11 protein-coding genes are annotated in these 12,858 nt (G+C 59.7%); all 11 read right to left on the bottom strand.

From position 1 onward, the window contains the following. Positions 1-323: 323 nt before the first annotated feature. On the bottom strand, positions 324-1,073 hold the full coding sequence (locus D183_RS0101435) for a hypothetical protein (RefSeq protein WP_017907406.1): 750 nt from the start codon (positions 1,071-1,073) through the stop codon (positions 324-326). A gap of 417 nt (positions 1,074-1,490) precedes the next feature. Then, positions 1,491-2,420 (bottom strand): hypothetical protein, encoded by a 930-nt coding sequence (locus tag D183_RS27215; protein WP_157835141.1) that lies wholly within the window; start codon positions 2,418-2,420, stop codon positions 1,491-1,493. 2 nt (positions 2,421-2,422) lie between these two features. Then, positions 2,423-3,376 carry a hypothetical protein gene (locus D183_RS27220; protein ID WP_157835142.1) on the bottom strand — a complete coding sequence of 318 codons (954 nt, stop codon included), beginning with the start codon at positions 3,374-3,376 and terminating at the stop codon, positions 2,423-2,425. A gap of 2 nt (positions 3,377-3,378) precedes the next feature. Next, on the bottom strand, positions 3,379-4,125 hold the full coding sequence (locus D183_RS0101440) for a gp53-like domain-containing protein (protein WP_017907407.1): 747 nt from the start codon (positions 4,123-4,125) through the stop codon (positions 3,379-3,381). 585 nt (positions 4,126-4,710) lie between these two features. Continuing rightward, positions 4,711-6,291, bottom strand: a complete 1,581-nt coding sequence (locus D183_RS27225; RefSeq protein WP_157835143.1) for a hypothetical protein — start codon at positions 6,289-6,291, stop codon at positions 4,711-4,713. A 140-nt stretch (positions 6,292-6,431) separates the two neighbouring features. After that, positions 6,432-7,913, bottom strand: coding sequence for a hypothetical protein (locus tag D183_RS25940; protein WP_017907408.1), 1,482 nt, complete (start codon positions 7,911-7,913; stop codon positions 6,432-6,434). Then, complete coding sequence (locus D183_RS27230; protein WP_157835144.1) at positions 7,906-8,580, bottom strand: hypothetical protein; 675 nt, start codon at positions 8,578-8,580, stop codon at positions 7,906-7,908. The genes D183_RS25940 and D183_RS27230 overlap by 8 nt, the downstream gene beginning before the upstream one ends. Continuing rightward, positions 8,562-9,041 carry a hypothetical protein gene (locus D183_RS27235; protein ID WP_157835145.1) on the bottom strand — a complete coding sequence of 160 codons (480 nt, stop codon included), beginning with the start codon at positions 9,039-9,041 and terminating at the stop codon, positions 8,562-8,564. The genes D183_RS27230 and D183_RS27235 overlap by 19 nt, the downstream gene beginning before the upstream one ends. Beyond that, complete coding sequence (locus tag D183_RS26145) at positions 9,042-10,829, bottom strand: baseplate megatron protein TIM-barrel domain-containing protein (RefSeq protein ID WP_081613231.1); 1,788 nt, start codon at positions 10,827-10,829, stop codon at positions 9,042-9,044. Then, positions 10,826-12,460, bottom strand: a complete 1,635-nt coding sequence (locus tag D183_RS23740; RefSeq protein WP_017907412.1) for a packaged DNA stabilization protein — start codon at positions 12,458-12,460, stop codon at positions 10,826-10,828. Before D183_RS23740 ends, D183_RS26145 begins: the two co-directional genes overlap by 4 nt. Then, positions 12,460-12,813, bottom strand: coding sequence for a hypothetical protein (locus D183_RS0101475; protein WP_157835146.1), 354 nt, complete (start codon positions 12,811-12,813; stop codon positions 12,460-12,462). Before D183_RS0101475 ends, D183_RS23740 begins: the two co-directional genes overlap by 1 nt. Positions 12,814-12,858: the final 45 nt, after the last annotated feature.

The following is a 12,858-nucleotide window of genomic DNA, read 5'->3' on the forward strand; positions in this document are numbered from 1 at the left end:
TGGATTCGAACCATCGACCAAAAGATTAAAAGTCTTATGATCAATCCTACTGCCGCAATGCTTTCATTGCAATTCATGCTCCGCAATTAGCAAGGATGCTAACGCGTTATTTCAGGAGATTTCCAGACATCGAGAGCGATTGCGGAGCGCCTCAGCGCCTCCCATTGCCGCCGCCGGGCGTCACTTCATGGATACCATGCTGCACTGTAGATAACATATATATCAACAACTTAGAAGAAACTCGCATATCTATCTGCGGTCTCTCTGCTTTCCTAGCCAAGCACGCCATAGCAAAGAGAAAACAGAGATTTGCAGAGAGATAATCAGCGGTCGAACAGGTAGCCCACTACCTCAACGATGACGTTGCCGGCGGCGATGGTCACGACGTTGCCTAGAAGACCGGTGGCCGAGGCAAGCAGCGTCACAGCCTGGTCGGCGTCAAGGCGCATGCGGAAGACGAGGTTGTTGTTCGGCGCCACGTCCATGACTCGAGTAGTCCGGGACAGCGCGCCTAGTGCCGTGCGCCCTACGTAGACGGTCAGGTTCGACAGGTTGGTCACCTTGAGTTCCACGACAACGGCAGTTGGCGGAATGTAAGGCGTCAGGTCGATAGTCTGCTGCGTCGGAGCAGTCAGGGCCACGATGCTCAGGTTGAGCGCCTGGGGTGGCGTCTGGAATGACGCGGTAGAGTGATCCAGCAGGACGTAGTTGCCACGCGATCCGACCGTCACGTGTCGGCCGCCTCGGAGCTTGCCCACTGTCTCGATCCGGCCAGAGCCGAGATAGCGCCTCGTCACGTCACCCGTCTTTGTGCGGGCAGTACCCCGATAGGCCACGTCCGGTCCGGTTGTGGACAGCTCCAGCCCCAACGTGTTGTTCGACACCTCCGCAGCGTAGGCGTGGATCCAGCCGATCGGCTGCGACGCAGGGATCACCGCACTAGCGCCCGTGGCCATAAGCCGTCGGCCACTCGGCAGGAAGCAGTAGCCCTCGCCAACGGTGACAGTCTGCCCATCGGTCAAGCCACTGAGTGGCAGGCCGACGATCTCACCTATGCGCGTTTGATCTGGCATCAGGTCACCACCGGGCTGTTGTCGGAGATCCGGCGGTAGGTGGCTCCATCGCTGTACACGATCGTTTCGCCGCCAGGCGCATCAGTGCAGCGGAACTGCTTGTTGGTGTCGGCTCCAGCATCAACTAGCTGGGAGACAGTGCGGGACTGCAGCGCAGCAGAGACCGTCAAGGGCGCTACCGCAGCCCCCCAGCCACTACCATCAAAGACCCACGACTTTCCAAACTCAGTCCACACCTGGCCTTTCGTTGGATTAGCCGGGAACGCCATTAGATGCCACCCGGATCCGCCGGCTCAGGAACGCCGCCCGCAGCCAGAAAGGCCTCATATTCGTCCCACCAGCGATGTCCTTTCGGAACCCAGGCATTGTCAGAGAGCCTGATAACCACGTCCGGATTCTTCGTAAGTTTCCAACCACTCATGATGTAATCTCCGCGTCTGCAACCCACTGGAATTGCAAGTTTATTCCGGAAGTTGCGGTATTAGCAATCGTACCAAAAACAAAAACTTTTGCGTCTGAAACCCCAGCCATCGATGCATTGACATCAGTTCCGGCATTGTCATCTCGCAGTTTTCCATTAGCGCCAGTTGTCTTACTGAAAATCGTAACAGCAGCCGTCGTCCGCATCGGAGGACTAAACTTAACATTAACTCCAAACAAATAGCTTGGACCCGCCGGGAGGCCATTCAAAAGAATAATTTCCGCGCCTGAATCTTGATTTGTAGTACCTGGGGCGACACCCTGCTGATAGCTCTTTTGCCAGAATCTCTGTGCGTTCAGGATCGAGGCGGGCCTCCCGAGTTGCTCATAGACCGGGAAATCCGCGCCGCGCACAACCGCAACCTCACGGTATGTCACGTTAGAACCCGTGATCTTTACCAGCAGATTACCGGTGCCTGTTGAAGATGGCGTTGTCAGGTTCACGTATCGACGCCCAGCACCCGCGCTGATGGTGCCGCTGACGCCGCCTACGCTTACTGTGAGGCTGCCTCCGCTCAAATCGCCAACACTCACCGTAACCGATACGCCAAATGCTCCACGTGGAGCCTCGATGGCTTGGCAAATCGTTCCGCTGGTGTGCGTGATTACGCCAGCCGCGTTGACCGAGACATTAGCTCCACCAGTATCAGCGAACCAGCGGTCGTAGCCGAACGAAGCAGCCGCAAGGCTGCCGCCTCCGAAAACACGCTGGTTAATGCGCATGTCGCCGTTGATGAGCATGTTGCTGCCAGTCAAACCGGCAACCCAGATAGGCGAAATCTGGTCGCCGATCGGTAATTCTTGAATCTCAATTGCTGCGCCGCCAGTGCTCTTTCCAAAAGCCAGCGGGATACGGTCTGTTGCCATGGTCAGGCCTGTGTGGGGATATTGCTCAGCGTGCCGTTAGACAGGCGAGCCGGAATGGTGCCGTCAGCGTTGAGCGGGATTGGAGAGGCGGCGCCAGTGCTCAAGCGCGCGGGGACATAGCGCGACAGCGAAGCGGCGTTGTCGTAGAGCCATGCCCCGTCTTGGTAGGTGTAGAGCACGCCATTGTTGGTGTTCCGCCAGCGGTCGCCGTTGACTAGAGCGCGTCCATAGTCCGTAGAGGTCGGCGTAGTTGCCTTGGATACGAAGTCAGGAACCGAGACCGCACCAGTCCGCGCATTTACGCTCTGGACTGGCGCGGCGGCAGCGGCTTCAGCGGCGGTTGTGTACTGCGGGTGTGGATCGGCCTGTGCGACGTGGGCGGCAACGGCAGCGTTGGCGCGCGCATCTGCCCGAGAGTCGGTGTAATAGAGGTTGGACGATCCCTCTGGCAGGTCGTTGGTTGTTGCTGCGACCTGACCGCTTGTGCGGCCCTTGGAGTCGCGCGTTGTCTTGTAGATGGCTGTGCCAGTGCCGCTGTTTTGCAGGTCGGCCAGCCCGAACGTCGCAACCCCATCCGATCCAACCGTCTTGGTCAGATCTGTGGTGACGGCTAGGCCATCGGACAGCGCCCACCAGCCTCGCGAGCCATCAGGCGCAGTGCCGTAGTACCACGTGTTGCCCGGCGTGTCGGTATCGCCCTCTAGGCTGATCTGGACGATTCCCGGTGGGCTGCCTTGTGTGACGATCGAGCCGATGCCTTGGATTAAGCCGCCACCTGCGCCGCCATCTTCCAGTGCGGTGACGCGTGCAGCCAGGTCGTCTAGCTGCTTCTGCTGGGCCGGCGTCAGCCCCTCGCTATTGCGCAGCGCGAGGAAATAGCTGTACCACTCGCGGGTTGGGCTACCTGTCGCGTCTACAATGGCTGATTGCGCCCTGGGAAGCGCTGCTGTCGGCATGGTTACGCCTTGCGGCCAAATGCCACCCAGTCATAGGGGATGGCGTTGATGAAGTTGGCGTTAGTCTGCCCAAAGTCGTCGCTGTCAAACTGCACGGTGAAGCCGGTTGCAGTTTTCGTCGTGATCGCAGGTACGCCGATCTGGTTGCCGGACGTGTGGCTGGCATTGCGCGGGATGACTTCGACGATGAAGGGCGCCGAGTCGAATGCAGTGGTGAAGTTGACGCTGGAGGACGTTTGGCGAACGCCAGATGCCGGAGCACTCGCACTACCGTATTGGATCAGCAGCGTGCCGATCTTGTCCGAGCTTGTGCTGTTGACGATCGGCAGAGACGGGATGGTGGGCGCTGCCTGCCAGATCAGGTTGCTGCCATCGGTGCCGAGGATCTTGCCGCCTGCGCCAGTCGGGTCTGGCACCTGCAGGACGGTGCTCCACAACAGGTTACTGCCGTCGTTCGTGAGGAACTTCCCGTTATCCAGTGCCGGGATAGTGGCGCCGCCGCCCTGGCCTGAGTCGAAGTCACGGGTCCAGATCGACGTGCCGTCAGCATCCTTCAGGATCACCGTATAGGCGCCATCGCACCAAATGTTGACGTTCGCCCTGCCGGAGCTATCAAGCTGAACAGGGTTAGTGTTGGCGATGGTCAGATCCGAGTCGGACCAGGTGCCTTTTGGGGTAGTGGTCCCCTGGCTGTAGAAGGTGAGGCTACCCCCGGCCGCTGGCTCGATCCCCAGCAGGTCGAAAAACACGGGGGCTGGGTTATAGAACCTAAATGACATGGTTGCTCCAGGCAAAAATAAACCCGCTCAGAGCGGGTCTTAGGGTGTTCTAGGGCAGCGGCGCTCTAATTCAGCGCCACCACGATCAATGCTGCGCCAGCACATCCGGCGAAAAGTAGGGCAGCCAGCGCCAGCACGAATCCGACTCGATCAGCGCCTTTTCTGGTCATGTTCCCGGTTACTCCAACGTGCGATTTCGGTGTATTCTTGGTCACGGTTCCCTCGTGGTGGTGCACGGGTGGATACAAGAAAGCCCCGGTCAGTTCGTCGCTGCCGGGGCTTTCGCTTTGTGGCAACCCGGTCAGGTTGCCTTGGTTGGTGGAGGTGTCAACGGAGTGCTAGCATCCGCCCAACACACACGCCCCGGACGGGGCCGGGGCTGGTATGGATTGGGTACATGCAATCGGCGTTTTTGTGGGCCTAGCTGCCGGCCCAACGCTCGGGAAATACTGGAAGAAGCTTGAGGAATACGATCAGAAGCGGATCGATCAGGCTTACGCTGAAGCCGATGCCAAGAAGGCATTGAAGGCTCAGCGCAAGAAGACGCACTACACCTCAGCGTCCGTTGTTGGGCCGCTTCGTATCGGTCACGATGGGGGCGGTAGTGGCGATAGCTCCCGGAGCAGCGAGGCGAGCTAGCTGGTTCAACAAGACCGAATTGGCAACCGGGGTAGCCATCAGAGATGCCAAGGCGTTGCTGTTGAGGGCGCGCCCTGCAGTAAGGCCAAGCGCTCCGCCTGCGGCGTAACTGGGCCAGTTAACAGGGTTGAAAAGGCCGCCCGCCAGCATGTTCTCAGCAGTGCCAGATGAGCTTGGTGCTTTCATGGCTTGCCCGATGCGCGCAAGAGTCCCTAGCTCACCACCTCGGCCAGCGGCCATCGCGGCCTTACCTGACTTGTCAGCAGTCACTCTGCCCATCAGTTGGGCAGGAGAAATGGTTCCATCCGCAGACTTCGCCACCAGCGGCTCAACCGTCTTCAGGCTTCGGTACTGGCTACGAGCCTGTGTCCAAGCATCCTTGAGAGCAGCGGGGATCGACTCGTCCATGGCCTGGCGCAGAGTGTCTCGAACCTGTCCAATGTAGGCTGCCTTTTCCCCGCCATTTGCCATGATCTTGCCCAACTGGCTATCTAGCGATTTATAGGCAGCGCCAGGCAGCACGCCATCTTGAGTTTGACGAAGTAGCCTATCTATGGCGCTCCCAACAGCCCTAATTGTTGCATCGTCACCAAAATCGGTTGCCTCCCGCTGAATCGCGCCAAGCCCTTCCAGCAGCTTGTCAGAAACGTTTAGGGTGCTTTTCGCGGAAAGGTCTTCAAACTGCTTGCTAATACGAGACTTCGCATCCGCAAAAACTTGTGGCGTGATCTTCGGTGCATCCTCGCCGAAAGTCTTGGATACGGCCTGATTAAACTGCGCAAGTTGCTTCTCCCAAACCTGGTTAGACCCGGTAAAAGGGATGTTCTTCAGCATGTTCTCAGCGCGCTTCAAAAACTGACTATTGCTTAGTTGAGCCGGTGTCAGTTCAATCCCGCGTTGCCTCGCTGCGTTGTACAGAGCCATGATTTCTGGCGTTGCCCTAGAGCCAAGTAACCGCAAGCCCTGCCCAACCACCTCGCCACCAGCGCCGAATACACCGCTCCATGCAGCATTACCAAGCCGCTCCCCCTGTGAGTCGGCGGCTCCTACATAGCCGGAAGCCGCGCCGAGACCAGTGCTTGCTGCAACCCTTGATGCCATCTTGGGGAGCGCGCCAATCTTGCTACCAGGCACAGCAAGCGCGAGACCTTCGGCAGCGATGTCGCCAAGATTCGTGGCTACATCGCCTGCCAATACTTGATTGAGCCCCTTGGCCCCTTCGTCCATAGCCTGCGTACTGGTGCCAGTAAGCTGTCCGATGCCGCGCAGATTACGGTCCACTGCCCGCCCCGCGCCAACAAGGCCCTTCAGCGCCGGATTTCGGCTCTGATAGTCGGCCTGCCGCTCCTGCAGCGTGTTGCCTTGGATCGGCGCCGGCCCTTCGAAAAAGCCAAGAACCTTGCTGAAAGCGCTGTCCTTGTAAGGACGCGGAACGTCATTAGCGGTGCTGCTGACAGTAGCGGTTACACCAGAGAAATCAGGCTGTGCGGACTGCATCGCTGGGGCATTTGGCGTTGGTGCCGATCCGTCCGCACTGATGACAGGATCGCTATCCCACGGATTTCCACCAGTAGCCGGCGAAGGCGCTGCCCCCTGCGGCGGTGTGATGATCGGGTCCGCATCCCACGGGTTTGCCATTACTGCTTCCTCCGCAGCGTCCCGTCCGGGGCGTAGTAGCTAGCGCCACTTGGCAGTGCGTTGTAGTCGTTGGCATTCTGCACTCTGGCAGGTGAGCCAGTGGCGCCCTGCTGGCTACCATTCGCGTACTTCTCGTTGAGCTGGCGGATGGTCTGCAGCGCGGCTAGGCGCGTCACAACTGGGACGTTCGGGTTCGCAAGGTCGCCAGCCATCTGCTGGTAAAGCTGCACGTCTCGGTCAGACTGCGGACCCTGCATACGTGGCATCTTCGAGGTGAGCTGACCCGCGATGGTCTGCAACTGGGCAGTTGCCTGCGCGCCTGGAGTCGAAACGCCAAACATCGCCGCAGCAGTGTCGCCAAGGCTGCCTGCACGCCCACCCGTAGCGCCAGGCAGTAGCTTCTCGGCCTGATCCAGCAAGGACAGCGTATCGCGGGCGTCTCGTGCGCGCGTCTGCTGCTGCTGCTGCACTTCGGCCTGCTGCTTAGCCTGAGCTTGAGCCTGCGCGGTTCCGCCGGCCTGCTGGATAGCCGCATTTGTCTTGACGTTCTCCATGGCGGGCAAGTACTGCAGTTGCACGGCCTGCTTAGCTGCCTCAGTGGCAGCGGCCTGCTGCTCCTGCGGACGCCCAGCGAACGGGTTGTTCGCCATGTTCTCAGAGCCACGTGCCGCAGCCAACTGAAGCACTGAGTCAATCGCGCTCTGAGGAAGATTCGCAGCCTGCATTGCAGAGACTGTGTTTGCCACTTCTTGCTGCGTCTCTGGCGGTAGGCCATCGATGTTGATTTTGACTGCAGAAGCACCCTGACCCGCCACCGCGGGCTTGGCGAATGTGCCATAGCTGGTGCCACTGCCAACGATCTGCGAGCCGATACCGCGAGGATCAGTGGCAACCAGAACATCCTGCCCGTTGATGGTCATCTTCTGGTAGCCGATCGCCGCGGACGACTGGCGTGCTTCCTGTCCCAGCGCGATCTTCGCCGCGCTCTGATACTCGGGCGTGCCAGGCTGCAGGCCTGCTGCCGCTGCCTTCATCTGGAACTCGCGGAAGCCGGTCGGCGTGCCTGCCTTCAGGTCCGGATCGAGATAGGAGGTCTGCGCCAGGAACCCTTGGATGCCTGCCATCTCCTGCTGCGGATCCAAGTCCATCGGGTAGGAAGTGCCCGGCTTCAAGGTGTCCATGAAGGGCTTGATGGTCTGCCGCGCCGCCATGATCTGCTGTTGGTTGCCGGACTGCAGGGCAGACTGCAGGAACTTAGCGGCGCCGCGTGCACGACGGGCGATTTCATCGCCGCCAGCCTGATACTGCTGGGCCACCTGCGGGTTGATCGCCGCCGCTTGGGCATATGCCTGCGGGTCGCCAGAGACAATTTGCGGTGCAAGCTGCGTTAGCTGGTTTTGCTGGCGCTGCTGGCGCTGCTGCTGGGTGATCTCGTTACCTGCCTGGTAGCCACCCAGGAAATCAGCTAGTGCATTAGCCATAGGTGCGCCCCGCGAAGTTGTAGAGGTTGTTCCCGAAGTTGTAGGCGCTACCTTGGCCCGTGTTGGCCTGCATGTTGTAGAGCGAGCTCAGGTTGTTGCCACCGCCATAGCTGCTCTGCCGCGGAGTGTTGTAGTTGCTCAGGAGATTGGAGCCGACGCCAGAGACTAGACCAATCAGCGCATTGCTGTTCGATGCGTTGTTCTGCGCAGTCGCCGCGGTCTGGTTGGCATAGTTGTTGTTGACGCCAGTCAGTGCACTCGCTGCGCTTTGTCCAAGGCCTGCGATTCCAGCAATCTTGTTGTAGTAGTTGTTGTACTGCTGGGATGCGAGGCCTTGGGAGTACTTGAGCACGTCAGCAGTCTGGCCGCCCGAGTAGAGAGAGCCACGAGCGGCGGCACTGCGGTCTAGCGCCTGCAATCCCTGCTGCTGCGTCCACTGGTAGTCAGGTGACTCTCTGAAACTGCTGTAGTTGCCGGCGTTGAGCTGAGCTAGCTGGTTCAGTGCGCCTGTACCTGCGTCCATGTAGGGTTGCAGGTTGCGAGTATTCGCCAGATACGCCTGATCATAAGCACCTTGCGAACTGCTGTTAGCCTTCTTGTTGTTCTTGCTAGAAATATATCCGCCAACGGCAGTAACCGCGGCCCCTGCTACTGCGCCCCAAGACATGCGGTCTCTCCTGCGTTGAGTGCCGGGGCATCCGGCTCGATGAACTTGGCCTCGATGGCATCAACATCCGTGAGCTTGGTCGGATGGACGTTGAGCCAGATGACATCGGTGTGCGCGAACCCAGCCTTTTTGCAGCCAGGCGGCGACGTGAAAATTGCCGGCGCAACTAGGCGCTGCATGCCGGCTGGGGTGGTGACGGTGATCTCGCCCTGCACAAGCACGTTGAGCGTCGAAAAGCGGTGCACCTTCCCGGTCAAAATCGTCCCAGCCGGTGCGAACATTTCTCGGCCGTATATCCCGTGAGCAAAGTGATGAGTCACTGGGCATTCCTGCGCTGGAAGCGTACGTATCGCGTCTTCCAGAGAGCGCAACTCATCGCGCGTTGGCTGCTTTCCTTCCGCGCACGCTACCGCCTGCCCAGGCTCGTTCAGAGCGGGCAGAAAATCTGCTAGTTCGATCATTTAGCCGCCTGTCGGCTCGATGTAGGCCACTGCGCCGTAGAGGTCGCGCTTTACTGGCGAGGCGATGCGGATGCGGAACAGCCAGTTACGGCCCGATCCGAGACGGTTGATTCGGATGCGGCGCTGGTACTGCCCCTGCTCACCCATGGAGTATTCGCGCCAGTTAGACCAGTTGTTACCGCCGTCTTTGCTGTAGCAGACCTGCACTTTGCGATCCATAGCTTTCGGCTCGATCCAGTCGCGCCCTTGCAGCCAGTGGCCTCTGGGATAGTTGCCGTAGTCGCCCCACTCGCTTTCAAGCGAAGGGAACTGCGGGTAGGGGCGTGCGTCCCATGTCCAGGCGATCATGTTGTCCGCCGAAATCATGTCGCCGCCGTTGTCGCGCCAGTAGCCGATGGTCGCCTCGTAATAGGCAGCCTGAGCGCGATCGTCGCGAGCGCCTGTGCTGAAGTAAGGCAGTGACGACTCGGAAGACTTCGGGTCGTAGAACACGTTCGGCTGATTCGGCCCACGATCAATGGCCGGGCAGCCGTACTCCGTGAACCACAGCGGCTTCATGCGCGGCTGCCATGCGGTCGGCGTGGTCTCTACGCCAGCGGCGCGCGGCACATGCGCGTTCTGCCACCAGTTGCGGATGTCCTTCTGCCGGTACACCCACGGCTTGTTGTAAGCGCCATCGGTGATGGCGGCCTCGACGTTGTTGGTCCGGTCTACGTAATACCAATCGTAGAGTTCGCCGCCTTCGATGTTCGACTGCAGGTAGGCGATGTCATAGGCCAGCGCCGGATCGTCGCTCGGCCGGATGTTGGCGATCGGGAAATAGTTGTCGATGCCGACGAAGTCTATGTTGCTGTCCGCCCACAGCGGGTCCAGATGGAAGTTCAGCGTTCCATCCGAATACTGCCGCGTGTGGTACTCGGTCCAGTCCGCGGCGTATGACACCAAAACCTGCGGCATGGCTGCTTTGACGTTCGCTGCCAAGGTGCGCAATTGAGCGACGGCAGGATAAGACGTAGCGCTGGAACGAATCTGCGTCACGCCAACCATCTCGGTCCCGATGATAAACACGTCCCCGGCCTGGAACAGCGGCGCGCACAGCCCGATGTAGTGCCGGATAAAGCGGTTGAATCCCCATTCGCGCTCGAAGAAGGTGTTGACCTGTGTTGCTGCCGTTACGGCTCCATCAGGGCTGCCAGCCTGCCCAGGCGCCGGAAAGCAGGTCACTCGACCGCGCCAGGGGTTGGCTGGCTGGCTGCTTCCACCGTAGGGATTGGGTAGCGTGTTGCTGCTTGGAATATCCATGAGGACAAACGGATAGAAAACGATCCGCTTGCCTTTGGACTTGATGTAGCGGATGACCTCGACAACGGAGTCATCGGACGGGGTGGAACCGTAGACGCTGTAGCCGCCGGCCGAGTCGTTGATGAAGGTCACCAGCGTGGCCGTAGAGGCGGTGACGCCATCCACCATCCAGTTGCTGGGCGACCAAGACACGCTCGCCACGTCGCTGGGAGCGAGCGCGATCCGAGGCTTGATCTGGCAGTTACCGACCCGAAGGTCATCGCCGAACCACGAGATCACCAGGCTGACGGTGTTGCAATCAGGAAGCGAGGTGAAAAGCTGCTCCAGCGCTACCACAACGTCGGTCTTTGTGGGGCTGGCGTGCAGGTTCTCCACCACGTTCGGCTTGCCGCTCACTGAGCGCGTATGCGGCACGGTCGAGTAGGCAAAGCTACCAGTGGAGGGGATCAGCGTGACGCCAGTGATGCCAAGCCCGGCCTGACTCATGGCGTGTATCCCGTGGTCAGGACTTCAATGCCCCACCCGGAGACGTGAGAGGCGCCTGATTGCAGCCCGTTGAGCGAGACCTGGATGCCGGAGCTAAGCGGCAATGTCCGCTCGATTGGGCTAGGGAGAAACGCAGAGGTCGGCGAGGACGACGTATTGGCTACCGTCTCAGTGCCGCTTGATGAAGACAGTTTTATGGTGACGGTTGAGCCATCTTCAGCAGTGAAGTAAAGCGACTCAACCCTGATCCCCAGCGTTCCGCTACCCGAGATGCTTAGCACCCAACCTTGCCCGCCGCCAGGAATGTTGCCATTGCGAGTCTCACCGATCACCGGGCCGCTCATGAAGCTGCCATTGGCGTTCGGATCGGGCGTAAAGGTGTAGGTGACGTTTGTCTCGCTGATCGGCTGCCAAACAGGCTCAGGGCTAGAATCGACCGACTCAGGGGCTACAGTCATCTCAGTCCCCATCCCCATCAGCAACTCAAGGTAGTTGACGTTGATGCGATTCTGATTGTTGTGGACGACGCCGGAGACGCGCTCAGACACCAGCGGCTGGTCGCCTTCCAGCATGTAGTCCCAATCCAAGATCCACAGCCGCCCATCCTGGAAGTCGCCACCGATCCATTGGTTGTTCCAACGCGTCAGCGTGTTGAGGCGCCAGCGGCTTAGGCCATAGGACTCGCGGCGGTGCCACAACTTTGTGACCACGTCATAGCCCCAGGTCTGGCCGTCAGGAAAAGTCAGGTAGTAGACCTTGTGCTTTCCGTCCTCCCACTTGAAGGCAAACGCCTGGGGCAAGTTGTTGCTCTTGATGGCGCTTTGGATCGCGCCGGTGGAGATCGGGATGGCGTTGTAGCCGTCCAGCCGATAGACCACGCCATCGTCGCCCAGCCAGAAGATGCTGTTATCCAGCTTGACCACGGACTGCCCGCTGGAGCAGCCACGCTCAATCAAGATGCGCTTGTTCTGGAAGGTTCCAGTGTCCGAGCCGACGTTGCTAAAGAACTCGATGGTGGTCTGGTTGAACACCACGACTTCAAACTGGCTGACAGCCAGCGTGACGATCTTGTCTGGCGATGCTTCTGACTCATTGCGATCAAGCGAGTTGTACGACAGCGCATCCGCGAGGTCAGAGAAGAACCAGAACCTCCCGAACGGTTCGACCTGTAACAGGTAGCTATCCAGGTAGGCCACAGCCTTGGCGCCCGGATACGCATCATCCGAGATAACGGTGAAGGTGTTGGTCGCCGTGTTGAACACGTAGCCACTGGACTGGCCGTTAGCGATCAGCAACTGATTGCCGTTAGTGACCTGGTTGTAAGCCATCGACACGCGGCCTACCCCGGGGATCGTGCCTCGCAGCGTGCTGGTGCCATCTGCCTTGACTTGGCGCAATTCATTGCCAGCGACAACGAACAGGGAACCCTCGACGTTGATTGATCCACGCACAGGCTTGGTGCCGAGCTTCGTGAACTGCCTCAGCCCCGGAGGTGATGCCAGCTTGAACTGCGTCCGCGTACCAGGCACTTCTGCAAGTTCAGGCAGCCAGTTCACCGTGTCCTGCGCACTCCACGGCAGGCTGGCGTCCTTGTAGTAGCCGCCCAGCAGGTCGATCGGCTGCAGATCCATCAGAAGTAGGTCGCCTTCACCGGCTCATCCGAGGCGGTCTTCTCGCGCAGCTTCCACAAGCGCCCATAGGCACCCTGCGCACGGTTCTCCAGCAAATCCGCGCGAGAAAGTACGCCGTATTGGCTCACCAGCTCACGCGCCACGATGTAGGTGATCGGCCCCATGTACTTGGCCGGGATCGGTGCTTCCACCTGAAATGGGATCAGCCCTTCGTCGTTCAGCTCTTCGAGAACCGTCTGAATCCTCTCACCAACGCATGCCGCGTCCTCTGCCTCGGGCGCTTCGTTGGGGTCAAGCACGCCCAACTCCAGCAGCACGTCGCGCACCAACTTCTCGCGGCTGTACGTCGCCATCATTCACCCCAAAGAAGACGGGGGCCGAAGCCCCCGCCATGTCTG

This window comes from Xanthomonas sp. SHU 199 (genome assembly GCF_000364665.1).
GTDB classification, from domain to species: Bacteria; Pseudomonadota; Gammaproteobacteria; order Xanthomonadales; family Xanthomonadaceae; genus Xanthomonas_A; species Xanthomonas_A sontii.